The organism is Nocardioides sp. Z35_8, from assembly GCF_059621125.1.
This window is the reverse complement of the sequence record NZ_JCAQIE010000001.1, coordinates 1062166-1084165: the sequence shown is the minus strand read 5'-3', so window position 1 is coordinate 1084165 and position 22000 is coordinate 1062166. Positions and strand designations below refer to the sequence as shown.

Below are 22000 nucleotides of genomic sequence, written 5' to 3'. Positions count from 1 at the left end.
TCAGCGGGGTCGCCGGCGCCCGAGCGCAGAGGCCAGCACCGCGGCCTGGGTGCGACGCTGCACGCCCAGCTTGGCGAGCAGGCCGGTGATCTGGTTCTTGACCGTCTTCTCCGCGAGGTGCAGCCGCTCGCCGATCTGCCGGTTGGTCATCCCCTCGGCGATGAGGTCGAGGACCCGCCACTCGCCGTCGGTGAGCCGGGACAGGCCCGGAGCCTGGTTCCGCGCTCCCATGCGCTCCACGACACGGAGGGCGACATCGGAGCCGACGAGGGACTGGCCGTGCCCCACCGCCCGCACGGCGTCGACCAGCTCACGCTCGTCGGCGGTCTTGAGGACGTAGCCGGACGCACCGGCCAGGACCGAGTCGACCATCGCGTCCTCGTCGTCGTCGCAGGCGAGGATCAGCGCCTGCACGCGCGGCTCGGCCGACCTGACCTCGCGGCACACGTCGATGCCGCTGCCGTCGGGCAACCGTCCGTCGAGGACGGCGACGTCGGGCACCAGCTCGCGGATCTGGGGCACCGCCTCGGCCACGGTGCCCGACTCACCGACGATCGCGATGCCGTTCTCCGCCTCGAGCACCGCCCGGAGCCCCCGCCGCACGACCACGTGGTCGTCGAGCAGGTAGACCCTCAGGGCCGTCGATCCGTCCGTGCCAGCAGTGCCAGTCATGCCACATCCCCCCGTTGTCCCGAGGGCCCCACCCTAGGCGGGCGGGGTAGCCGTGACGAAGCAGCGGGGTGTCAACGGCAGACCGGGCTGCGCGCCGGCGTCAGACGCGCTCGAGCAGGAAGAGCGGGATCTCGCGGTCGGTCTTCTCCTGGTAGGAGGCGTACGTCGGCCACGTGGCGACCGCGTGCTCCCACCAGTCGGCGCGCTCCTCGCCCTCGAGGATGCGGGCGGTGTAGACGTGCTTCTCCGCCCCGTCCTGCAGCTCGACCTCGGGGTGGGCGACGAAGTTGTAGTACCACTCCGGGTTGTCCGGGGCGCCGCCCTTGGAGGCGACCGCGAGGTAGGCGCCGTCGCGCTCGACCCGCATCACCGGGTTCTTGCGCAGGTTGCCCGACTTCGCGCCGACCGAGGTCACGACCACGATCGGGTAGTCGGTGTCGCCCAGCGTGTTGGCCCGCTGGCCGTCACTCGCCTCGAACTCGGCCACCTGGTTGCGGACCCACTCGGAGCTGCTGGGGACGTACGTTCCTGTCAGTGCCATGCCTGCCACAACACCACGGGCGGCGGCGATCTTCCAGTCCCCGTCGGGGTGGGGCCGCAGGGGGCGGTCGGCGGGCGGGCCTCGGGGCAGCCGCCTCCCACGGGACCATCGGGCGATAGCCTCCGGATCCATGAGTGCGATCGAGGGCGTCAGTGAGATCTTCGACCCCGAGGACTGGGACGTGGTGCCCGGCTTCGACGACCTCACCGACCTGACCTACCACCGTGCGCGCGAGCACGGCACCGTGCGCATCGCGTTCGACCGCCCCGACGTGCTCAACGCGTTCCGCCCGCACACCGTCGACGAGCTGCTGCGCACCCTCGAGCACGCGCGCACGTCGGCCGACGTCGGCTGCGTGATCCTGACCGGCAACGGACCGAGCGCCAAGAACGGCAAGTGGGCCTTCTGCACCGGCGGCGACCAGCGCATCCGTGGGCGCGCCGGCTACCAGTACGAGGACACCTCCGCCGGCGCCACCGACACCGGGGCCGAGGAGCCCAGCCCCATCGACAAGGCCAGGCTCGCGCGCCTGCACATCCTGGAGTGCCAGCGGCTGATCCGCTTCATGCCGAAGGTCGTCATCTGCGTGGTCCCGGGCTGGGCGGCCGGCGGCGGGCACAGCCTCCACGTCGTCGCCGACCTCACCCTCGCCAGCCGCGAGCACGCCCGCTTCAAGCAGACCGACGCCGACGTCGGCTCGTTCGACGGCGGCTACGGCTCGGCCTACCTCGCGCGCCAGGTGGGGCAGAAGCTCGCCCGCGAGATCTTCTTCCTCGGCGACGAGTACGACGCCGAGGAGATGCACCGGATGGGCGCGGTCAACCGCGTCGTCGCGCACGCCGAGCTGGAGAAGGTCGCACTCGACTGGGGCCGGAAGATCAACGGCAAGTCCCCGACCGCCCAGCGGATGCTGAAGTACTCCTTCAACCTCCTCGACGACGGCCTCGTCGGCCAGCAGCTCTTCGCCGGCGAGACGACCCGCCTGGCCTACATGACCGACGAGGCGCAGGAGGGACGCGACCAGTTCCTGGAGAAGCGCGAGCCCGACTGGTCGCCCTACCCCTGGTACTACTGATCTTGACATGGCGCCAGATTGGGCGTGGGGTACCGCGATTCGTGCGGTCTTCGCAGGAGTTTTCGTTCTCCGACGGGTCCCTGGGCGGGCGTAGACTCGACCCATGTCCATGAGCGAGTCGGAGGCCTACGAGGCGGGGATGTCCCTGCCGAGTGATGCGCGCAGACGCCTCGCAATCCGACTCCTCGAGTCGGTCGACCCCGATGAGGCGTTCGACGCGGCAGCGGAGTCGTGGCTTCGCAACGAAGCCGCCGCGGCGTACGACGCTCTCAAGGCGGATCCGTCGCGAGCCATCCCGGCTGAAGATGTGCGCGCCCGCTTCGAAGCCAAGTGGGCCGCCCGTTCATGACGGGCCGCATCAACCTCACTCCGGAAGCCGAACGGCAACTCAACGAGATCGACGACTGGATCGCCAAGAACGCGACCTCTGAGATTGCTCGGCGCTTCGTCTCGGCGATCCTCGAACACATCGACGCGCTTCTCGTGTTCCCGCTCGCCGGTCGACCGCGCGACGACGTACGGCCGGGTATGCGGACGACCACCCACCAGAAGCGGACGCTCGTGGCCTACGAGGTTGACGAGTCGTCTGGCGAGATCGTGGTCAACGTCGTCGGCGTGTTCCACGGCGGCCAGAACTGGGAGGCCGCGCTCAGCGCCGATGACGACTCGGAAGAAGGCTGACAGCGTGGCCCCGTGCGTGGCAAAAGCGTGGCAGGAGAGTCGTCGTAGGCCGTCGGCGACCAACGCCCCCAATCACGTTTCCGCAGGTCAGCCGCATAGTGCCGTCACTGACCACCAACAACCGCTGAGCGTGCCGCCCTACCCCTGGTACTACTGAGCGTCCCTCCCGTCGCCGGGGCAGGCCTCAGCTGGTCGCGAGGGTGTGGTTGTCGATCTCGGGGTAGTGGCGGCGGATGTCCACCTTGCGCTCGAGCTCGGCGATGATCGCGGGGGCGAAGTTGACCTCGTAGAGCGCGTGGGCGCTGCCGAGGCCGCCGGGGCTGAAGACGTTGATCTCCATCAGCTTGTCGCCCACGATGTCGAGGCCGACGAGGAACATCCCGTCGGCGACGAGCTTGGGCCGCACCACCTCGACCATCGCGAGCATGTCGTCGGTGACCTTGACCTTCTCGGCCTTGCCGCCGGCGGACATGTTGGAGCGGATGTCCTTGGTGGAGGGGGTGCGCCGGAACGCCGCGTACTCGCCGTCGACGACCAGCGGCCGGCCGTTCATCACGAACATCCGCACGTCGCCCTTGGCCGCCTCGGGGAGGTACTCCTGGGCCACGACGTAGCCGTCGCGGGAGATGGCCTCGATGATCTGCTTGAGGTTGGGCGCCTCCTTGCGGTCGACGAGGAACACACCCGCGCCACCCGAGCCCTGCAGAGGCTTGAGCACCGCCTTGCCGCCGAGGTCGGTGATGAAGTCCTCGATCATGTCCTCGTCGCGCGAGATGAGCGTGCGCGGTCGCACGATCTCGGGGAAGTGCTGGAAGTAGGCCTTGGACAGCGCGTTGGCGAGGCTGGTGGGGTCGTTGACCACGAGCACCCCGCTGGAGGCGATGAGCTGGCCGAAGGCGACGCCCGCGTTGTTGCGCCACGGGTCGGTCTCGGCGTCGTCGGCCGGGTCGTTGCGCAGCATCACCACGTCGAACTCGTCGAGGCCGATGAGCTGCTCGACGTCGGGCTTCTGCACGTCGGCGAGGTGCCGGTCGAGCGAGCGGTAGGTCTTGGCGTGGCCCGCGCGGGCCTTGGTGCTCAGCGACCCGTCCGGCTCGTAGGCGAAGTCGCCGATGCCCATGTACCAGGCCTCGTGCCCCATCTCCTTCGCCGCGAGAGCCAGCCGGTTGGTGGTGTACTCAGCCTTCTCCGTCTCGATGTCGTTGACGACGAATCCGATCTTCATGCGGGTCCTTCCAGGAGTGTGCTGAGGTCGTCGGTGCCGGCCGCACGGGCCAGGTGGTCGTGCGCGGCCGGGTCGCGCAGGTAGCGCGGCAGCACCCGGGGCGGGTGCAGCAGCCCGCGGGACTCGAGGTCCCCGACCAGGGGCAGGTCGCGCAGGGAGAATTTCCCGAGCCAGAGCTGGTCGAGCGAGCCGCCGGAGCCGAGGTGGTCGAGCAGCTCGACGAGCCCGCGGAGGTAGATCGCGTCCTTGGTCATGCCGCCGGAGCGGTAGACCCGCATGACCGTGGTCCAGGCGCTGGCGCTGGGGAAGTCGTCGGCGACGAGCGCCTCGTGGGCCTCGGCGAACGTCGCGCCGCCGATCATCCGGTGCACCGTCACGACGCGGCCGGCGAGCTGGCGCAGCCGGAACGCCGTCAGGCCGCCGCAGGCGATCTCGGCGAGCACGGCGAGTCCCTCCTGCGTCTCGTCGTAGCCCGCCAGCCCGACGCCGAGCACCTTGATCGGCTGGTGGCTGCCGTTGGCCTGCGTCACCAGGTGGGTGCCGACCTCGTGGTGCAGCAGCGCCTGCGCGCGGGCGCGCTGCACCCGGGTCTCGGGTCCGATGAGGAGCACGTCACCCGAGACCATCACGCCGTTGACGTCCGAGCGGATCTCGGCGTGCATGTCGAGGTCGGGATCCTCGTCGCGGTAGCGCGCGATCTCGGCGTCCGCGAGCGCGAGGAACTCCTCGGCGTCGAGGGCCGTGCCGCTGGGCTCGGTGCGGGTGATGCCCGTCAGCAGCGCCTCGGCCTGGGCGCGCAGCGCCGGCGACACGCCGCCGTAGAGCTCCACGCTCAGCGGGAGGAAGTCCTCGGTGTCGCGCGCCTCGAGCATGTCGAGCTGGAGCTCCATCTCGCGCTGCTTGGCCCGCAGCAGCTGGCCGAGGACGGCGTCGTCGACCGCACCGGGGTCGATGTCGTCGAGCTCGGCGCGTACGACGGCGGGGTCGGTCTCGAGCTCGCGGTAGGTGAACGGCGGGTCGGGCTCCCGACCGGCCAGGAAGTCCTCACGCAGGTCTTCGGCGTCGACCGGCGTGACGTCGAGCAGGAAGCGGAAGCTCTGGGCGAGCAGGGAGAGTCGGTGGTCGACGGCCAAGTCGGCGGCGCTGAGCCCGGCACCCGGTCGGGCCGGGTCGCCGTCGCTCACCGCAGGCGCTCGAGCTCGTCGTGGAGGCCCGGCACGGCTGCGGCGAGGCCTTCCTGGGCGCGGCGGAACCGCTCGGCGTCCAGCTCGCCGGACCACTCGTCCATGAAGGTCTTCTTGAACTCGATGGCCAGCACGCAGCCCACCCGCGGGTAGCGGTCGTGCACCCACCACGCGAGGCCGCGGCCCTCGAAGACGACGTTCTCGCGGGCGTCGAGCGGCCCGCAGCCCACCGACGCGTCGCGCAGGTCGGCCATGAACCGCTCGACCAACGGGCCGAACAGCTCGTGGTCGAGGCTGCCGGTGCCGACGTTGACCTCCGGGTTGTCCTCGGCGGGGGCGGCCGGCCGGTCGGCGCCGTCGCGGCGGTGGTTGTAGGAGTGCACGTCGAGCAGCACGAACGGTCCGCGCTCGGCGAGCGCGTCGAGCCGCGGGGCCAGGGCGTCGTAGAAGGCGTCGTAGGTGGCCAGGCTGCCCTCGTAGAGCTCCTCGGACAGCACGCCGTCGCGCCACACCTCGAGCCCCCAGCAGTCGTCGGGCTTGCGGTAGATGGCCTCGCGGCGAGGCCGGTTGAGGTCGGCCTCGAAGCGCGAGCGCCGCGTCACCACCCGGTCGGGCACCACGGCGGCGAGCCGGTCGGTGAACGGGTCCTCCTCGCGGAGGCGCTCCGCCTCGTCGAGCACCATCGCCTCGGCGATCTCGGGGCGCAGGTCGTGTCCGGCGTGCACGGCGGTCGCCACGACCGGGCCGTCCCACTCGCCGACGAACGCGACGGCGCCCGGGGTCCCTCCGACGTCAGCCATGGCGGAGTGTTCTACCGGAGTCCGCACCTCACCTCCACCCGGCTCGCACCCCTACGGGTGACCGGCTGGTAGGACTGGGGCCATGAGGATCGTCGTGCTGACCGGGGCGGGCATCTCGGCCGAGAGCGGCCTGACCACCTTCCGTGACGCGGGTGGGCTGTGGGAGGGCCACGACCCGATGCAGGTGGCGACGCCGGAGGCCTACGCCGACGACCCCGGCCTCGTGCAGCGCTTCTACGACGCGCGGCGGGCGGCCCTCGCCCGGGTCGAGCCCAACGCCGCACACCACGCGCTCGCCCGCCTCGAGGACGCGCTCGGTGACGACCTGCTCCTCGTCACCCAGAACGTCGACGACCTCCACGAGCGCGCCGGCTCGCGACGGGTCCACCACATCCACGGCCGGCTGCAGGCGGCGTGGTGCACCGGCTGCGACGAGCGGCACGAGTGGCACGGCACCCTGGCTGACGAGCCGCCGTGCCCCGGGTGCGGCGCGAGCGACCTGCGTCCCGACATCGTCTGGTTCGGCGAGGTGCCCTACGGCATGGACGTGGTCGAGGAGGCCCTCGAGCGGTGCGACCTCTTCGTCTCGATCGGCACGTCGGGCGTCGTCTACCCGGCCGCGGCGTTCGTCCACTGGGCCGCCGGCGAGACCCTCGAGCTCAACCTCGAGCCGAGCGCCGGCGCGTCCGACTTCGACGCCTCCCGGCAGGGCCCGGCCACCCGGCTCGTCCCCGCGTGGGTCGACGAGCTGCTGGGCTGAGCCGCGTCAGGGCCCCGCGGCCCCGTGGTGCGCGAGGGGCCGGAAGTGCAGGCGTACGCGGGTGCCGCGACCGAGCACCGACTCGATCTCGATGCGCCCGCCGTGCCGTTGCATGATCTCGCGCACGATGCCGAGGCCGAGGCCGGTGCCCGGGCGCATCAGCGCCTCCTCGTTGGTCGAGCGGAACAGTGGCGAGAACAGGTCGGCCTGGTCGGCCTCGGAGATCCCGATGCCCTCGTCCCTGCAGGAGAAGGAGAGCCCGCCGTCGGCGCGGCGCTCGATGCCGATCCACACCTCGTCGCCGGGGTCGGAGTACTTCACCGCGTTGTCGACGAGGTTGGACACCGCGCTCGCGATCTCGCGCGGGTCGCCCAGCACGACGGCCTCGCTCAGGTCCCCGACGAGCTGGAGGGTGACGCCCGACCGCTCGGCCACGGCGGTCATCGCCGCGACCGTCTCCTCCACCACGGGGACGAGGTCGACGTGCTGCATCGCCGGGCGGTGCTGCGGGTCGCTGACCCGGGTCAGCATCGCCAGGCCCTCGAGCAGCTGGCCGAGTCGCTCGCTGCCGCGCAGGATGGCCTGCGCGCGCCTGCGGTCCTGCGCGTCGGCGTCCTGGCTCTCGAGCAGGAACTCCGCGTTGGCGGCGATGACGGTCATCGGGTTGTTGATCTCGTGGGTCAGCTCGCGCAGGAACCGGTGCCGGGCCCCCTCGACGCCGCGCAGCTCCTCGAGCAGCCGGCGTTCGCGCTGGGTCGCGCGGGCGTTGGCGATGGCGCGACCGAGGTCGTGGCCGAGCTCCAGCGCCGCGTGGCCCTCGCTGTCGGTCCAGCGTCGTGAGCCGGTGCGCCGTGCGCACATGAGCATGCCCAGCAGCTCGTCGTCGACACCCACGGGCGCCACGACCACCGCCTCCAGCCGGGCCAGGCCCAAGGCGTCGGTGAACCAGCCGGTGTGGGCCGCGAGAGCGGCGTCGCCCCAGACCTGGCCGGGCTCGATGATGGTCACCCGCTGTGCCGCCCAGGCGCGGGCGGCGGCGGCGTCGAGCGCGCTCCTCACCTCGGGGACCGTGTCGAGGCCCAGCACGTCGGGGCCTTCGCGGTCGTCGCGGAAGAACACGCGGATCTCGAGCTCGTCGACCGACAGCGCACCGAGCAGCGTCGAGCGGGCCTCGCGCAGGAGGTGGTTGACGTCGTGGCGCGCCGTGTTGGACCGGGCCAGGCGCCGGGTGGCACGGATGACCCTCATGTGGTCGGCGTACTCCTCGCGCTCCACCACGGCGAGGATCGAGCGCAGCACCACCTCCAGGTCGTCGCCCAGCTCGAGGAGGCGCGCGACGCCGGGTCGGCGCAGGTCGGTCGGGACGTCGAGGTAGAGCAGCGCCCGCAGGTCGCCGCGCTCGTCGGTGATCTCCGCGACGAGCATGTCGAAGGCGTGCCACGTGTCGGGGCAGTCGGTCACCGGGATCTCGGGCACCACGACCACGCCGTCGATGCTCTCGCGGACCTCCTCGGACAGGCTGTCGGCCGAGATCCACACGAGGTGGCCCAGGCGCACGCCCTGTGCGAAGACGAGCTGCATGTCGACGAGGCTGGACGCGGTGCCGAGCCGCTCCTCCGCGTTGGGCTCGTCGCCGACGATCGCGACGAACTCGAGCAGACCCTGGGGCCGCACGACCTCGATGGCGCAGACGTCGAATCCGGCGCGCCTCGCCGCGTCGCGGGCCAGGTCGTGCATCAACGCCCGGGCGCGCGCGTCACCCCAGCTGAGGTCGCGCGTCCTGCGCTCCTCGGTCCGCGCCTGCTCCATGGCGTCGTCGCCCTCCCCATCCCCACCGGCGATCGTAGGGGGCCGGCCCCGTCGCGCCGGTCGGTATCCACCCACCGGGCCCGATCTTCACCGTCGGGCGTCGCCGTCAGGCGGGCGGGCGCGGCCCTCCGGCCGGGATCCACGCGGCGAACGTGGTGCCCTCCCCCAGCGTCGAGGTGACCTCGAGGGTGCCCCCGTGGGTGGTCACGACGCGCTCGATGATGGCCAGGCCCAGCCCTGTGCCCGGACGCCGCCGTGCCTCGGCGCTGCTGGATCGGAAGAACGGCTGGAACACCTTGTCGAGCTCGTCGGCAGCGATGCCGATGCCGGTGTCGGCGCAGGTCATCCGTACGCCGTCCACGCCGCCGGCGGCGTGCGCCGACGCCACCAGGGCGACCCGCCCGCCGGCCGGGGTGTACTTGACCGCGTTGCCCACCAGGTTGGCCACCATCCGCTGCAGGCCGGCGGCCTCGCCGATCAGCGTCAGACCGTCGGCCACCGAGGAATCCACCTCCACTCCGGCCGCGGCCGCGGTCGACGCCAGGTCGCCGCAGGTCTCGCGGACCAGCGCCGACAGGTCGACCTCCAGCGCCGCCGGCCCGTTGTCGGGGTCGCTCACCGAGGCCAGGGTCATCAGGTCGGCGACCATGTCCTCGATGCGCCGGGCCGAGCGGCCGAGCGCCCCGAGGGAGTCGCGGACGTCGTCGGGCGTGGGGTCCTGGTCGAGCAGCTCGAGGTGGGTGAACAGCACGCTCACCGGGTTGCGGAGCTCGTGGGCGAGGGTCAGCACCATGTCGCGCCGGTAGTCGTTGACCTCGCGCAGCTGGGCGTTGAGCGCCCGCTCGCGCTCCATCAGCCGTGCCTCGAGCATCAGCCGTGCCACGTCGCCGGCGACCGTGGTGGCGGCGTTGATCTCGGAGGCGTTCCAGCGCGGCGCGTCGGGTGCGCGTCCCATCACCAGCGTGGCGAGGTACTCCTCTCCCGCCCCGATCGGCACGAGCAGCCCGGACCCCATGCCGCGGGCGTCGAGCAGGCGCACCAGGGCGTCCGGTGTCTCGATCGACTCCTCGTGCATGCTCCAGGTGCGCTGCGTCTCGACCACGACGTGCCCACGCCGGCGCCACTGGTGGCGCATCAGCTCGGCGAGCTCGGCGCGTGCGGCCTGGAGTCCCTCGACCACGGTGCCCGTCGCGACCACGGCGACCTCGGCCGTGTCCATCGCCTCGGTCATCGCCCGGGACAGCTCACCGACGAGCTCCTGCGCGCCCAGGCCGGGGCGTACGCTCTCGATCGCCCGGCGCGCCTGGGTGACCATGCGGAGCTGCTCGCCGTAGAGCTCGCGCTCCACGATGCTGATGACCGCGTCGAACATCGCGCCGACCTCGAGGTTGATCGCCTCCGCCGTCTTGGCCGTCGGACGCAGCCCCGAGTGCGGCTCGTCGAGGTAGACGATCGCGCGCAGGTCGCCGTCCTCGTTCTCCAGCAGGCGCAGCATCTGGTCGTCGGGGTCCCACCCGTCGGGCAGGCCGGACGGGGCCGTCGCGGGCTTGTGGCCGTACTCGTCGAGCCACGCGCGGGTGTCGTCGTCGAGGCGCTCGCCCGCGATGTGGCGCCAGCCCGCGAGGTCCTCCCCGAGCGCGTGGATGTGGTCGAGTGCGAGCGGCGAGGCCTGGCCGATCATCTTGTCGCGAGCCGCGTCGTCGCCGGCGATCGCCACGAACTCCAAGAAGCCGTCCGTGCGCAGCGCCTCGATGGCCACGACCTTGTGCTGGGTGCGGCGCGCCAGGTCCTCCGCGACGGCGTGCAGGACCGCGCGCTGGGCCTCGTTGCCCCACGCCTTCCCCCGTGGGCGCACCCACCCCGCGTCGTCGCCCACCAATGCTCCTGCCACCGAGACGAGCCAGATGGCGCGACGTTACCCGCCATCGGCGGGTTCGGTGCGGCTCTTGGGCAGGATCGTCGAGATGGTGACCCGCGGGTAACATAGCGGCATGAAGCGTGAGATCTACGACGAGGACCACGAGGCCTTCCGCGCCTCCGTCAAGCAGTTCCTGGACCGCGAGGTCGTCCCGCACCTCGACAGCTATGCCGGCAACCACGGCCTGGACCGCGACTTCTGGCTCGCGGCGGGCAAGCAGGGCTTCCTCGGCCTCGAGATCCCGGAGGCCTTCGGCGGCGCCGAGGCCGGCGACTACCGCTTCAACGCGGTGCTCACCGAGGAGCTCGCCAAGGTCAACATGACCCTTCCGAGCTGCGTGGGCATCCACGCCGACATCACCGTGCCCTACCTCGTGCACCTGACGAACGACGAGCAGAAGGCCCGCTGGCTGCCGCGCTGCGCGACCGGCGAGCTGGTCACGGCCATCGGGATGACCGAGCCCGGCGGCGGCTCCGACCTGGCCAACCTCAAGACGACGGCCGTGCGCGACGGCGACGACTGGATCATCAACGGGTCCAAGACCTTCATCACCAACGGTGGCTCCGCCGACCTCGTGCTGGTCGCGGCGCGCACCAGCCCGGAGAAGAAGGCCAAGGGCATCTCGCTCTTCGCCGTCGACACCACGCTCGACGGCTTCAGCGTCGGCCGGGTGCTCGACAAGGTCGGCCAGGACGAGTCCGACACCGCCGAGCTGTCGTTCGAGGACGTGCGGGTCAGCAACGACGACCTCGTCGGCCCGCTCGACACCGGCTTCATCTCGATGATGCAGTTCCTGCCGCAGGAGCGCCTCGGCTCGGCCGTCACCAACCTGGCCCACGCCCGGCAGATCCTCGAGGAGACGATCCAGTACGCCAAGGACCGTCAGGCGTTCGGCCAGCCGATCGGCGCCTTCCAGAACACCCAGTTCCTGCTGGCCGACCTGGTCACCCGCGTCGACGTCACCCAGGCGTTCGTCGACCAGTGCGTGCTCGCGCACACCAAGAAGGAGCTGACCCCCGTCGACGCCGCCAAGGCGAAGTGGTGGACCTCGCAGGTGCAGAACGACGTGCTCGACCACTGCGTGCAGGTGCACGGCGGCTACGGCTACATGAACGAGTACCGCGTCGCCCGCGCCTGGCGCGACGCGCGCGTGACGAAGATCTGGGCCGGCTCGAACGAGATCATGAAGATGCTGATCGGGCGCGACCTGGGCCTGTGATGCGGGCCTTCGTCGCCGTCCTGCCGCCGGCGGGGGTCGTCGAGCACCTCGACGACTTCCTGGCCGTGCGTCGGGAGGCGGCGGAGCTCCGCTGGTCCGCGCCCGAGCAGTGGCACGTGACCCTGGCGTTCGCGGCATCGTTGCCCGAGCGCTCGCTCGACCAGCTCGAGGAGCTGCTGGCCGCGGCCGCCGGGCGGCGGGCGTCCTTCGAGATGCTCGTCGCCGGCGGCGGCGCCTTCCCTCACCCCGACGCCGCACGCGTGCTGCACGCCGGCCTCGAGGTCGACGACGACGCCGGGCTCGACCGGCTCGCGGCGGCCTGCCGGGCCGCGGTGTCCCGTGCGGGCGGCCGGGTCGACGGCCAGCGGTTCCGCCCGCACCTCACCCTCGCCCGGCTCGGCAGGCCGGCCAACGTCACCTCGTGGGTCCGGGTCCTCGACACCTACGCGGGCCCGCGCTGGCAGGTCACCGAGGTCGCGCTGGTGGCCTCCCACCTCGGCGAGGGCCCACGCCGAGGCCCGCGCCACGAGGTCGTCGCGACCTTCCCCCTCGGCTGACGCCGGGCTCGCAGCCAAGGCTCCCCTTCGTTGCATCCGGCCGGGCGCCGAGCGACGATCGATGGGTGATCCCGGAGACCGGCACCGACGACGACCCGAAGCACTTCCATGCCGAGATGGGCGGCGCCGTCGGCGAGCGCCTCAACTGGCTGCGGGCCGCGGTGCTCGGCGCCAACGACGGCATCGTGTCGACCGCCGGCGTCGTGATGGGCGTGGCGGGCGCGACCGACGACAGCGGCGCCATCGTGATCGCCGGCATCGCCGCCCTGACCGCCGGCGCGCTCAGCATGGGCGCCGGCGAGTACGTCTCGGTCAGCACGCAGCGCGACTCCGAGCGGGCGCTGCTCGACCTGGAGGCGAACGAGCTGCAGCAGATGCCGCAGACCGAGGAGCGCGAGCTCGCCCAGAAGTACGTCGACAAGGGCCTGTCGCCCGAGACCGCGGAGCAGGTCGCCCGCGAGCTCACCGAGCACGACGCCCTGCGCGCGCACGCCGAGATCGAGTTCGGCATCGACCCCGACAACCTGACCAACCCCTGGCACGCCGCCTGGGCCTCGATCCTCGCCTTCACCGCGGGCGCGCTGCTGCCGCTGCTGATCGTGGCGTACGTCCCCGCCGGGCAGCGGATCCTCGTCACGGTGCTCAGCGTCGCCGCGGCGCTCGCGCTCACCGGCTTCGTCAGCGCGCGGCTCGGCTACAGCCCGCGAGGCCCTGCCGTGGTGCGCAACGTCGGCGGTGGGCTGCTCGCGATGGGCGTGACCTACCTGATCGGCACGCTGGCCGGCGTGCAGGTCGGCTGAGCCGCCCCTCCAGCGGAGCGAGGTCGGGCGTCGCGGTCGTCATCGTGGGCGCTGCGCGGCCAGGGTGACGTACGCCGGTCCGGTCTGCCCCGCGCCGCTGGTTCATCAAGGTATGTCGACGAACCGTCACTTCCCACGGCGAGTTCACGCAGGGAAGTGCGGGTTGGTCTGCATACCTTGATGAACCGTCACGGCGGCGCGCCAGGCGCAGCACGAGCTGCGGGTCGATGGCGTACGACGACGGGGCCCCGGGGGTCCGCCGTCAGGACAGCGCGGACGCCACGTCGCGCGCGAGCCCGAGCCATCGCTCGAGCTCGTCGGCGTCCGGCTCCCAGTGCGCCATGACCGTCACGACGCCACCGGAGACCACCACCCACACGCCGCTGTCGACGATGCGCTGCATGAGCGGGGCCAACCGCTCCCGCGTCGCCGCGACGTCACCCGCCGCCAGCACCCGCTGCGGGCCGGCGTCGCTCGCCCGTCCGTGGAACCGGTCGGGGAACAGCAGGGGGGTCCACACCACGGGCAGGTCGCGCACGACCAGGTCGGCCTCGACCCCGGGCGCCTCGACCTGCGTGACGTGCACCCGGATGGCGTACTTCATGCCCGAGCCGCGCCGGGAGGTGTACGCCGTCCACGACCGTGACCGGAAGCCCTCGCCCGTCACGTCGAGGTCGCACTCGCCCACGTCGATCGCGTGGGCGCGCAGGTCGGCGGGGAAGGCACCCGCGGCGGCCGGGCCGCGGCGTACGGTCCAGCCGCGGTCGGCGGCGAGCCGGACCACGCTCTCCTGCGTGGCGTGCGCCTTCTCGACGAGCTCGCGGTCGCCCGCTCCGCCGCGACGGTAGTGACGCAGCCACGACCGTGCGCGCAGTGCGAGCACGACGACCAGGACGACGAGCAGGCCGACCCGCAACCAGTCCGAGATCTCCACGCGGCGGAACCTAGTAGCCCCTCGCCCGCCGCGCCCAGTCCTCGTCGTCCTCGTCGTCCTCGAGGCTGGCCGGGTCGACGTGCGCGGCGAGGTCGACGTCGCTCTGGGTCTGGATGTGCGTGCGGAGCTGGTCGTCCTCGGCCAGCTCGTGCTCGGTGATCTCGCGCACCTGGCGGTTCCAGTCGGCGACCGCCCGGTCGTGCGCCTGCTTGACCATCTGGCCGAGCACGGCGTGCGAGGAGGCGGCTCCCTCGGAGAACCGGATGTCGGTGACGACGGCGCTGCCGTCGACGGTGACCTCGACGAGCCCGCGACTCGAGCGGCCGACTGCGACGATCGCCATGATCCGGTCGCCCGCCGCGTCGGCGCGGCGGGCCCGCGCGGTGTGCTCCTCGCGCAGCCGGGCGAGGCCCGCCTCGGTGAACTCGGTGGGGATCTCGAAGCTCATGCGCCGGCACCGCCGCGGTCGATGCCGGAGTCGACGGCCTGGACGGCGTTGAGCATCGCGCCCCAGCCCGTGTCGACGAGCTCGGCGACGATCTTGAAGTCGGTCATGCCGCGCACCAGCGCCTGCGTGAAGGTGGTGCAGTCGGTGACCGTGATGCTGATCCGGGCGGTGGCCTTCGGGATGACCCACGACGCTCCGATGCCGACGGTCGCGGCGACCTCGCCGGCCCACGCGATGAGCGCCCCCACCAGGTCGGCGATCAGGTCGCGGACGAAGCTGCGCACGGCCTGGACGACCCCGCTGGCCAGCTGCATGCCCTGGGCGATGCACCGGCAGACGAACGCCGAGCGGTGCATCGCGTCGACCAGCGCGGCTGCCACCACACCGAAGGCGGTGGCGGCGAGTCCGCTCCAGCCGGACATCGCCGCGTTGAGGGCACTCATCAGGTCGGCCGCGGAGGACTCGAGGTGGTCGGCGATGTTGCCCCAGGAGACGCCGATCGACTCCACCAGCGCCGGGTTGCCGGCCAGCGAGTCGAGCATCTGCGGCAGGGGCGGGACGTAGTCCATGAGGAACCCGGCCACGCTGCTGAGCAGCGTCGCGAACGGGTCGATGGCCATCATCACCATGTCGGTGGCGACGCCGGCGAGGGCGATGACGCCGCTGAGCTCGTCGCCCTGGGCGAACGCCTGCCCGGCCGCCACGGCGCTGGAGGCGCCGGGGTGGAAGCCGACCAGACCGGAGTAGTCGCCCCCCGCCACCTGCTCGTAGGGAGAGCCCGCGAGGTCGATCGGCTCGACGGCGATCAGGTCGGACATCAGAGTGTTCCTCTCAGCTTGTCGTGCATCTGCGCCACGGCCGCGTCGGTCTTCTGGAAGTCGGCCGAGCACGCGTCCACCGCACCGGCCCCCTTGCCGAGGGCGCCCTCGATGGCCCCGATCGCCGTCAGCGCGGCGCTCGAGAAGGCCAGGCACGGCGGGGTGAAGAACGAGCAGATGATGCCGAACGCCTGCGGCGAGAGCGCCGTGACCGCGGCGCCGGCGGATCCGGCCTCTCCTGTCTGACCGGCGGCAGTGCTCAGCGCGGCCGAGATCCTGGACAGCTCGGACGGTTCGACGTAGAACCCGTTGCTCACGGTGTCTCCTGGGGGTCGAGGAAGCGGAGCAGCGCCTGTGCCACGCTGCGGTCGAAGAGTGCGTCCACGGCCCGACCCGCGGACCGGGACCCGAGACCGAGGCCGGCCTTGGCCTGCTGCAGCGCCGCCAGCGTCTCCTCGCGGAGCTCGTCGGCGCTCAGCCCGGTGATGCCCGGCTCGAACGACACCGACTGGATCATCCCCCGGGAGTCGACGCGCACCTGGACCGCACCGTCGAGGGCCTCGCCGCTGGCGCCGGAGCCGGGGGTGAGCATCTGCTCCTTGGCGGCGGCGTCCAGCTCACGAGCCCTCTCCAGCTTGCGCAGCACCTGCTCGTGGATCTCGTCCATCAGCTCGCGCTGCGCCGCGGACGCGCGGACCGGATCGGCGGGCGGCCGGACCGGTCGCAGCCACGGGCCGGGGGGAAGTTGGTCGGTCATGGGTGGATAGATACCGTCTCGCGGCCGGCTCAAACACGTGTCTCACGATCGTGGGCAGATCCCTGCCCCGATGCGCCCCGCACGCGCCCCTCAGCCGAGCGCCGCGACGATCTCGGTGACCTTGTCCTTGGCGTCGCCGAAGAGCATCTGGGTGTTGTCCTTGAAGAAGAGCGGGTTCTGCACCCCGGCGTAGCCGGTGGCCATCGACCGCTTGAAGACGATCACGTCGCGGGCCTTCCACACCTCGAGCACCGGCATGCCCGCGATCGGCGAGCCGGGCTCCTCGAGCGCGGCCGGGTTGACGGTGTCGTTGGCGCCGATGACCAGCACGACGTCGGTGTCGGCGAGGTCGTCGTTGATCTCGTCCATCTCGAGCACGATGTCGTAGGGGACCTTCGCCTCGGCGAGCAGGACGTTCATGTGCCCGGGCAGGCGGCCCGCGACGGGGTGGATGCCGAAGCGGACGTCGACGCCCTTGTCGCGCAGCTTCCGCGTCAGCTCGGCGACGGGGTACTGCGCCTGGGCCACGGCCATGCCGTAGCCGGGCGTGATGACCACCGACGAGGCCCCGGCGAGCAGGTCGGCGACCTCGCCCGCCTGGATCTCGCGGTGCTCGCCGTAGTCGCGGTCACCGCCCACGGTGGCGCCGTCCGAGCCGAAGCCACCGGCGATGACGCTGACGAACGAGCGGTTCATCGCCGTGCACATGAGGTAGCTGAGGATCGCGCCGGACGAGCCGACGAGCGCGCCGGTGATGATCAGCAGGTCGTTGCCGAGCATGAAGCCCGCCGCGGCCGCGGCCCACCCCGAGTAGCTGTTGAGCATCGACACCACGACCGGCATGTCACCGCCGCCGATGGCGGCGACGAGGTGGAAGCCCAGCGCCAGCGCGAGGACGGTCATGAGCGCGAGCGGCACCATCCCCACCCACCCGTCGGCGAGCATGAACCACACCATCAGCGCGGCGGACACCAGCAGGACGGCGAGGTTGAGCAGGTGGCGCGCGGGCAGCACCAGCGGCGAGGACTTCATCCGGGCGCTGAGCTTGAGGTTGGCCACGATCGAGCCGGTGAAGGTCACCGCGCCGATGAACACGCCCAGGAAGACCTCGGCGTTGTGCACCGCGTCGGACTCCAGCCCGAGCTCGCCGTGCAGGGAGGCGACCTCGATGAAGGTGTTGTAGCCGACCAGCACGGCGGCGAGGCCGACGAAGCTGTGCATCATCGCGATCAGCTCGGGCATGCCGGTCATCTCGACGCGCCGGGCGAGCCGGATCCCGATGACCGCGCCCACCGTGCCGGCGACGAGGATGATGACGAGCCCGACCACGACCGGGCCCTGGTCGACGTAGTCGGCGCCGAGGCGGTCGAGCACCAGCAGCAGGCTCGCGACCAGCGCGAGGGCCATGCCGGCCATGCCGAACGCGTTGCCGCGCCGTGCCGTCTCGTGCTTGCTCAGCCCGGCGAGGGCGAGGATGAACAGCAGCGCCGCGAGGATGTAGGCGCCCGTGACGAACGAGACCAGGCTCGAGTCCCTACCGAGGTCCATGCCGGTCTCAGCCCTTCTGGAACATGTTGAGCATCCGCCGGGTGACCAGGAAGCCACCGAAGACGTTGATGCTGGCGAGCAGGATGGCCACCCCGGCGACGATCTGGACCGCGAGGTTGTCGACCGGGGCCTGCAGGATCGCCCCGACGACGATGATGCCGCTGATCGCGTTGGTGACGCTCATCAGCGGGGTGTGCAGCGCGTGGTGCACGTTGCCGATGACGTAGAAGCCGATCACGACGGCGAGCACGAAGACCGTGAGGCTCGGCAGGAAGCTCACCGGCGCGGCGGTCGCGAGCGCGAGGAACACCACGGCGGCCAGGCCGGCGGCGTAGAGCCGGCGACGCGGGTCGGGCGGCGGGGGCGGCTGCTTCTCGACGGCCGCGGGGGCGGCGGGGGCGGGCGCGGCAGAGACCTGCACGGGGGGCGGCGGCCACATCACCTCCGCGCCCTCGCCGGTCGATCGCGTCACGGTGATGCCACGCTGGACGACGTCGTCCAGGTCGAGGGTGAGCACGCCGTCCTTGCCGGGCGTCAGGAGCTTCATCAGGTTGACCACGTTGGTGCCGTAGAGCTGGCTCGTCTGCGCGGCCAGCCGGCCGGCGAGGTCGGTGTAGCCCAGCACGGTGACGCCGTTGGCGGTCACCACCCGCTCGTCCTCGACCGTCGCGGCGACGTTGCCGCCGTTGGCCGCGGCCATGTCGACGACGACCGACCCGGGCCGCATCGCCGCGACCGTCTCGGCGGTGATCAGCCGCGGTGCCGGCCGGCCGGGGATCAGCGCGGTGGTGATGACGATGTCGGCCGCGCGCGCCTCCTCGTCGTACATCGCGGCGGTCGCGGCCTCCTGCTCGGCGGTCATCTCCTTGGCGTAGCCGTCGGAGGACACCTCCTGCTCCATGTCGACGGTGACGAACTGCGCGCCCATCGACTCGACCTGCTCGGCCACCTCGGGACGCACGTCGAACGCGCGCACGACCGCGCCCAGGGAGCCCGCCGCGCCGATCGCGGCCAGACCGGCCACCCCGGCGCCGACGACGAACACCCGTGCAGGCGGCACCTTGCCGGCGGCGGTGACCTGGCCGGTGAAGAGCCGGCCGAACTCGTGGGCCGCCTCGATCACCGCGCGGTAGCCCGCGACGTTGGCCATCGAGGAGAGCACGTCCATCGACTGCGCGCGCGAGATGCGCGGCACGGCGTCCATCGCGAGCGCGGTCACGCCCTGCGCGGCGAGGCGCTCGACCAGCTCGGGGCTCCGGGCGGGCGCCATCAGGCTGACGACCGTCGCGCCCGGGCGCAGCCGGCCGATCTCGTCGTCGGTGGGCGCGTCGACCTTCACCACCACGTCGCTCGACCACACGTCGGCACCGGTCCCGACCGCGATGCCGGCCTCGGCGAACGCCGTGTCGGGCTGGTCGGCGGCCACGCCGGCCCCCGTCTCGACCACCACGTCGTAGCCGAGCGCCGCGAGCTGTGACGCCGTCTTCGCCGTGGCGGCCACCAGGGTCTCCCCTGGCCGGGACTCGCGAGGGATGCCGATGCGCACTACTGCCTCCTGGTGGCGGGCCGGACGGTCGGGCCGGGCACAAGGTACCGAACGTGTGGCGTGAGTCACGGCTGCACACCGTGGCGTGGACCACAGCGGCGCGGCCCGAGCAGCGGCGGGGGTCCTGCGCGAAGATGGTGCCCCCGACCGGGGCGACCGCCCTCGGCGACCCGTGATGGGGTGATCTCGTGCGACGACAGATCCCGAGGCGGCGCGACCTCGCTCCGCTGCTGCGCTTCAAGGAGCCCACCTGGTCGGCGCGCGAGCGACGCCTCGCCAACGCGCTGACCGTCGAGGACCTGCGTCGCATCGCCAAGAGGCGTACGCCCCGCGCGGCGTTCGACTACACCGACGGGGCCGCGGACGGCGAGGTCTCCCTGGCCCGCGCCCGGCAGGCCTTCGCCGACGTGGAGTTCCGGCCCGCGATCCTCCGCGACGTCTCCGAGGTCGACACCTCCCGCGACGTGCTCGGCGCCCGGGTGGCGCTGCCGTTCGGGATCGCCCCCACCGGCTTCACCCGGATGATGCAGGCCGAGGGCGAGATCGCCGGCGCGACGGCAGCCGCGGCCGCCGGCATCCCGTTCGCCCTCTCCACCATGGGCACCACCTCGATCGAGGAGGTCGCCGCCGCTGCCCCGGCCGCGAGCGGCGCGCGCAACTGGTTCCAGCTCTACATGTGGAAGGACCGCGAGCGCTCGATGGCGCTCGTCGAGCGGGCCGCCCACGCGGGCTTCGACACGCTGCTCGTCACGGTGGACGTGCCGGTGGCCGGCGCCCGGCTGCGCGACGTGCGCAACGGCATGACGATCCCGCCGACCCTCACCCCGCGCACCGTGCTCGACGCGATCCCCCGCCCCGCGTGGTGGTTCGACTTCCTCACCACCGGGCCGCTCGCGTTCGCCTCGCTCGACGCCTGGTCGGGCACGGTCGCCGAGCTGCTCGACACGATGTTCGACCCGACCGTGACCTACGACGACCTGGCGTGGATCCGGGACCAGTGGCCCGGCAAGGTCGTGGTGAAGGGCGTCCAGACCGTCGACGACGCGCGCCGCTGCGCCGACGTCGGCGTCGACGCGGTGCTGCTGTCCAACCACGGCGGGCGCCAGCTCGACCGGGCGCCGGTGCCCTTCCACCTGCTGCCCGACGTCGTCGCGGCCGTCGGCGACCGCGTCGAGGTGCACGTCGACACCGGCATCATGTCGGGGCAGGACGTCGTCGCCGCCGTCGCCCACGGCGCCACCTTCACCCTCGTCGGGCGCGCCTATCTCTACGGCCTGATGGCCGGCGGTCGCGAGGGTGTCGACCGGGTGATCGACATCCTGCGCGGGCAGGTCGAGCGGACGATGAAGCTGCTCGGCGTCCGCACGCTCGACGAGCTCACCCCCGACCACGTCGTGGCCCTGCGGCGGCTCACCGCCCGGTGAGCTGAGGGCTCGCCGTCAGTGCGCGACGCCGTAGAGCCGGTCGCCGGCGTCGCCGAGGCCCGGGACGATGTAGCCCTTGTCGTTGAGCATCTCGTCGATCGCCGCGGTCACGACGGTGACCGGGACGTCGAGGCCGGCGAGCCCCTTCTCGAGCCGGTCGACGCCCTCCGGCGCGGCGAGCAGGCAGATCGCGGTGATGTCGTCGGCTCCGCGGTCGGTGAGGAAGCGGACCGCCGCCGCGAGGGTGCCACCGGTGGCCAGCATCGGGTCGAGCACGTAGCACTGGCGCCCGGACAGGTCCTCGGGCAGCCGCTCGGCGTAGGTCGAGGCCTCGAGCGTCTCCTCGTTGCGCACCATGCCGAGGAAGCCCACCTCCGCCGTCGGCAGCAGCCGCATCATCCCGTCGAGCATGCCCAGGCCCGCCCGCAGGATCGGGACGACCATCGGCTTGGGGTGCGCGAGGTAGACCCCCGACGTGGGGCCGACGGGCGTGGTGATCGGCCGTGGGTCGACACGCACCTCGCGCGTCGCCTCGTAGGCCAGCAGCGTCACCAGCTCGTCGGTCAGCCGTCGGAACGTCGGGGAGTCGGTCTGCTCGTCGCGGAGGACGGTCAGCTTGTGGGAGACGAGGGGGTGGTTCACCACGTGCAGGCGCATGGGGTCACCCTAGTGGGGTACGAACCCGGCGACCGCGGCGCCGGCGAGGGTTGGCGGCCCCCGTGCTTTCTGCGACATTTGACGTCGACGGTGGTGGAGGAGGTGTGGGGATGTCCGAGCCCGGCCAGGTCGACTTCGCGCTGGTCGCCTTCCGCGAGGACGGCGCGTGGCAGGTGCAGGAGATCGCCTCGCCCGCGTTCGACACGATCGACTCGCTGGGCCACGCGCTGCGCCAGGTCTCCGGCGACGATGGCGCCGTCGGGATGGTCGCGGTCGACGAGGACTTCTTCGTGCTGGTGCGCGTCGTCGGTGCGCGTACGCGCGTGCTGCTCTCCGACGTGACGGCCGCCGACACGTGGGAGCTCGCGCAGTCTGCGATCGACCACCTCGGCCTGCCCCCGCCCGAGGACGACGACATCGAGGTGCCGGCAGGCGACCTCGACCTGCTCGCCGACCTCGGCCTGCACGCCGTCGACCTCGGCGCGCTCCTCGACGACGTGGAGCTCTACCCCGACGAGATGCTCTCCGACATCGCCCGCCGACTGGGCTTCGGCGAGCTCTTCGACGACGCCGTGGGCCTCACCTCCGCATGACGCTGCACACCACCCGGGTCGGCACCTGGGACGA

At 72.1% G+C, this 22000-nt stretch carries 24 protein-coding genes; 9 read left to right on the top strand and 15 right to left on the bottom strand.

Annotated features, from left to right (window positions below):
- Both AC54T2_RS05230 and AC54T2_RS05225 read right to left on the bottom strand, forming a co-directional pair.
- The gene (locus AC54T2_RS05230) at positions 1 to 672 is read right to left on the bottom strand and encodes a response regulator (RefSeq protein WP_496665698.1); all 672 of its coding nucleotides are present in this window, start codon (positions 670 to 672) and stop codon (positions 1 to 3) included.
- 100 nt (positions 673 to 772) lie between these two features.
- A complete protein-coding gene (locus AC54T2_RS05225) occupies positions 773 to 1213 on the bottom strand; it encodes a nitroreductase family deazaflavin-dependent oxidoreductase (RefSeq protein WP_496665697.1) in 441 nt (146 codons plus the stop codon).
- 130 nt (positions 1214 to 1343) lie between these two features.
- Here AC54T2_RS05225 and AC54T2_RS05220 point away from each other — a divergent pair, with 130 nt between their 5' ends.
- The 3 genes from AC54T2_RS05220 to AC54T2_RS05210 all read left to right on the top strand — a co-directional run bounded on the left by AC54T2_RS05220 (position 1344) and on the right by AC54T2_RS05210 (position 2969).
- On the top strand, positions 1344 to 2288 hold the full coding sequence (locus AC54T2_RS05220; protein ID WP_186339835.1) for a 1,4-dihydroxy-2-naphthoyl-CoA synthase: 945 nt from the start codon (positions 1344 to 1346) through the stop codon (positions 2286 to 2288).
- 103 nt (positions 2289 to 2391) lie between these two features.
- Positions 2392 to 2637 carry an addiction module protein gene (locus AC54T2_RS05215; RefSeq protein ID WP_489975456.1) on the top strand — a complete coding sequence of 82 codons (246 nt, stop codon included), beginning with the start codon at positions 2392 to 2394 and terminating at the stop codon, positions 2635 to 2637.
- Positions 2634 to 2969, top strand: a complete 336-nt coding sequence (locus AC54T2_RS05210) for a type II toxin-antitoxin system RelE/ParE family toxin (RefSeq protein ID WP_496665696.1) — start codon at positions 2634 to 2636, stop codon at positions 2967 to 2969. The genes AC54T2_RS05215 and AC54T2_RS05210 overlap by 4 nt, the downstream gene beginning before the upstream one ends.
- Before the next feature lie 184 nt (positions 2970 to 3153).
- Here AC54T2_RS05210 and AC54T2_RS05205 read toward each other — a convergent pair whose 3' ends face one another.
- Genes AC54T2_RS05205 through AC54T2_RS05195 form a run of 3 tightly spaced genes read right to left on the bottom strand, consistent with a single transcriptional unit; the run spans position 3154 to position 6178 of the window.
- A complete protein-coding gene (locus AC54T2_RS05205; protein ID WP_496665695.1) occupies positions 3154 to 4194 on the bottom strand; it encodes a glutathione synthetase in 1041 nt (346 codons plus the stop codon).
- Positions 4191 to 5378, bottom strand: coding sequence for a peptidase MATCAP family protein (locus tag AC54T2_RS05200; protein ID WP_496665694.1), 1188 nt, complete (start codon positions 5376 to 5378; stop codon positions 4191 to 4193). Before AC54T2_RS05200 ends, AC54T2_RS05205 begins: the two co-directional genes overlap by 4 nt.
- Positions 5375 to 6178, bottom strand: coding sequence for an N-formylglutamate amidohydrolase (locus tag AC54T2_RS05195; protein ID WP_496665693.1), 804 nt, complete (start codon positions 6176 to 6178; stop codon positions 5375 to 5377). Before AC54T2_RS05195 ends, AC54T2_RS05200 begins: the two co-directional genes overlap by 4 nt.
- An 82-nt stretch (positions 6179 to 6260) precedes the next feature.
- On the opposite strand from AC54T2_RS05195, the gene AC54T2_RS05190 reads away from it, so the two are divergent.
- Complete coding sequence (locus AC54T2_RS05190) at positions 6261 to 6938, top strand: NAD-dependent deacylase (RefSeq protein WP_496665692.1); 678 nt, start codon at positions 6261 to 6263, stop codon at positions 6936 to 6938.
- A 6-nt stretch (positions 6939 to 6944) separates the two neighbouring features.
- On the opposite strand, the gene AC54T2_RS05185 is transcribed toward AC54T2_RS05190, so the two are convergent.
- The gene (locus AC54T2_RS05185; RefSeq protein ID WP_496665691.1) at positions 6945 to 8747 is read right to left on the bottom strand and encodes a sensor histidine kinase; all 1803 of its coding nucleotides are present in this window, start codon (positions 8745 to 8747) and stop codon (positions 6945 to 6947) included.
- 106 nt (positions 8748 to 8853) lie between these two features.
- Entirely contained in the window at positions 8854 to 10623 is a 1770-nt protein-coding gene (locus tag AC54T2_RS05180; RefSeq protein ID WP_496665690.1) for a sensor histidine kinase, read from the bottom strand.
- 115 nt (positions 10624 to 10738) lie between these two features.
- Between AC54T2_RS05180 and AC54T2_RS05175 the strand changes: the two genes are divergently transcribed.
- From AC54T2_RS05175 to AC54T2_RS05165, 3 genes are all read left to right on the top strand, one after another.
- Positions 10739 to 11884, top strand: coding sequence for an acyl-CoA dehydrogenase family protein (locus AC54T2_RS05175; protein WP_186339826.1), 1146 nt, complete (start codon positions 10739 to 10741; stop codon positions 11882 to 11884).
- Complete coding sequence (gene thpR / locus AC54T2_RS05170; protein WP_186339825.1) at positions 11884 to 12441, top strand: RNA 2',3'-cyclic phosphodiesterase; 558 nt, start codon at positions 11884 to 11886, stop codon at positions 12439 to 12441. The genes AC54T2_RS05175 and thpR overlap by 1 nt, the downstream gene beginning before the upstream one ends.
- 65 nt (positions 12442 to 12506) lie before the next feature.
- Positions 12507 to 13241 (top strand): VIT1/CCC1 transporter family protein, encoded by a 735-nt coding sequence (locus AC54T2_RS05165; protein WP_489975450.1) that lies wholly within the window; start codon positions 12507 to 12509, stop codon positions 13239 to 13241.
- Positions 13242 to 13503: 262 nt separating this feature from the next.
- On the opposite strand, the gene AC54T2_RS05160 is transcribed toward AC54T2_RS05165, so the two are convergent.
- The 7 genes from AC54T2_RS05160 to AC54T2_RS05130 all read right to left on the bottom strand — a co-directional run bounded on the left by AC54T2_RS05160 (position 13504) and on the right by AC54T2_RS05130 (position 19292).
- Positions 13504 to 14175 carry a hypothetical protein gene (locus AC54T2_RS05160; RefSeq protein ID WP_186339824.1) on the bottom strand — a complete coding sequence of 224 codons (672 nt, stop codon included), beginning with the start codon at positions 14173 to 14175 and terminating at the stop codon, positions 13504 to 13506.
- Positions 14176 to 14185: 10 nt separating this feature from the next.
- Positions 14186 to 14623 (bottom strand): YbaB/EbfC family nucleoid-associated protein, encoded by a 438-nt coding sequence (locus AC54T2_RS05155; protein WP_186339823.1) that lies wholly within the window; start codon positions 14621 to 14623, stop codon positions 14186 to 14188.
- The gene (locus AC54T2_RS05150; protein WP_186339822.1) at positions 14620 to 15441 is read right to left on the bottom strand and encodes a WXG100 family type VII secretion target; all 822 of its coding nucleotides are present in this window, start codon (positions 15439 to 15441) and stop codon (positions 14620 to 14622) included. Before AC54T2_RS05150 ends, AC54T2_RS05155 begins: the two co-directional genes overlap by 4 nt.
- On the bottom strand, positions 15441 to 15758 hold the full coding sequence (locus AC54T2_RS05145; protein ID WP_186339821.1) for a type VII secretion target: 318 nt from the start codon (positions 15756 to 15758) through the stop codon (positions 15441 to 15443). Before AC54T2_RS05145 ends, AC54T2_RS05150 begins: the two co-directional genes overlap by 1 nt.
- Positions 15755 to 16198 (bottom strand): hypothetical protein, encoded by a 444-nt coding sequence (locus tag AC54T2_RS05140; protein WP_186339820.1) that lies wholly within the window; start codon positions 16196 to 16198, stop codon positions 15755 to 15757. Before AC54T2_RS05140 ends, AC54T2_RS05145 begins: the two co-directional genes overlap by 4 nt.
- A 90-nt stretch (positions 16199 to 16288) precedes the next feature.
- On the bottom strand, positions 16289 to 17746 hold the full coding sequence (gene pntB, locus AC54T2_RS05135; protein WP_186339819.1) for a Re/Si-specific NAD(P)(+) transhydrogenase subunit beta: 1458 nt from the start codon (positions 17744 to 17746) through the stop codon (positions 16289 to 16291).
- Positions 17747 to 17753: 7 nt separating this feature from the next.
- Positions 17754 to 19292 carry a Re/Si-specific NAD(P)(+) transhydrogenase subunit alpha gene (locus tag AC54T2_RS05130; RefSeq protein ID WP_496665689.1) on the bottom strand — a complete coding sequence of 513 codons (1539 nt, stop codon included), beginning with the start codon at positions 19290 to 19292 and terminating at the stop codon, positions 17754 to 17756.
- Between the two features lie 188 nt (positions 19293 to 19480).
- On the opposite strand from AC54T2_RS05130, the gene AC54T2_RS05125 reads away from it, so the two are divergent.
- The gene (locus tag AC54T2_RS05125) at positions 19481 to 20716 is read left to right on the top strand and encodes an alpha-hydroxy acid oxidase (protein WP_186339817.1); all 1236 of its coding nucleotides are present in this window, start codon (positions 19481 to 19483) and stop codon (positions 20714 to 20716) included.
- 15 nt (positions 20717 to 20731) lie between these two features.
- On the opposite strand, the gene upp is transcribed toward AC54T2_RS05125, so the two are convergent.
- Positions 20732 to 21373 (bottom strand): uracil phosphoribosyltransferase, encoded by a 642-nt coding sequence (gene upp, locus AC54T2_RS05120; RefSeq protein ID WP_186339816.1) that lies wholly within the window; start codon positions 21371 to 21373, stop codon positions 20732 to 20734.
- A 110-nt stretch (positions 21374 to 21483) separates the two neighbouring features.
- Between upp and AC54T2_RS05115 the strand changes: the two genes are divergently transcribed.
- A complete protein-coding gene (locus tag AC54T2_RS05115; RefSeq protein WP_186339815.1) occupies positions 21484 to 21966 on the top strand; it encodes a tRNA adenosine deaminase-associated protein in 483 nt (160 codons plus the stop codon).
- Positions 21967 to 22000: the final 34 nt, after the last annotated feature.

Coding starts and splice junctions, on each gene's coding strand:
- AC54T2_RS05230 (WP_496665698.1), bottom strand. CDS start 672: ATGACTGGCACTGCTGGCACGGACGGATCGACGGCCCTGAGGGTCTAC.
- AC54T2_RS05225 (WP_496665697.1), bottom strand. CDS start 1,213: ATGGCACTGACAGGAACGTACGTCCCCAGCAGCTCCGAGTGGGTCCGC.
- AC54T2_RS05220 (WP_186339835.1), top strand. CDS start 1,344: ATGAGTGCGATCGAGGGCGTCAGTGAGATCTTCGACCCCGAGGACTGG.
- AC54T2_RS05215 (WP_489975456.1), top strand. CDS start 2,392: ATGTCCATGAGCGAGTCGGAGGCCTACGAGGCGGGGATGTCCCTGCCG.
- AC54T2_RS05210 (WP_496665696.1), top strand. CDS start 2,634: ATGACGGGCCGCATCAACCTCACTCCGGAAGCCGAACGGCAACTCAAC.
- AC54T2_RS05205 (WP_496665695.1), bottom strand. CDS start 4,194: ATGAAGATCGGATTCGTCGTCAACGACATCGAGACGGAGAAGGCTGAG.
- AC54T2_RS05195 (WP_496665693.1), bottom strand. CDS start 6,178: ATGGCTGACGTCGGAGGGACCCCGGGCGCCGTCGCGTTCGTCGGCGAG.
- AC54T2_RS05190 (WP_496665692.1), top strand. CDS start 6,261: ATGAGGATCGTCGTGCTGACCGGGGCGGGCATCTCGGCCGAGAGCGGC.
- AC54T2_RS05185 (WP_496665691.1), bottom strand. CDS start 8,747: ATGGAGCAGGCGCGGACCGAGGAGCGCAGGACGCGCGACCTCAGCTGG.
- AC54T2_RS05175 (WP_186339826.1), top strand. CDS start 10,739: ATGAAGCGTGAGATCTACGACGAGGACCACGAGGCCTTCCGCGCCTCC.
- thpR (WP_186339825.1), top strand. CDS start 11,884: ATGCGGGCCTTCGTCGCCGTCCTGCCGCCGGCGGGGGTCGTCGAGCAC.
- AC54T2_RS05155 (WP_186339823.1), bottom strand. CDS start 14,623: ATGAGCTTCGAGATCCCCACCGAGTTCACCGAGGCGGGCCTCGCCCGG.
- AC54T2_RS05150 (WP_186339822.1), bottom strand. CDS start 15,441: ATGTCCGACCTGATCGCCGTCGAGCCGATCGACCTCGCGGGCTCTCCC.
- AC54T2_RS05140 (WP_186339820.1), bottom strand. CDS start 16,198: ATGACCGACCAACTTCCCCCCGGCCCGTGGCTGCGACCGGTCCGGCCG.
- pntB (WP_186339819.1), bottom strand. CDS start 17,746: ATGGACCTCGGTAGGGACTCGAGCCTGGTCTCGTTCGTCACGGGCGCC.
- upp (WP_186339816.1), bottom strand. CDS start 21,373: ATGCGCCTGCACGTGGTGAACCACCCCCTCGTCTCCCACAAGCTGACC.
- AC54T2_RS05115 (WP_186339815.1), top strand. CDS start 21,484: ATGTCCGAGCCCGGCCAGGTCGACTTCGCGCTGGTCGCCTTCCGCGAG.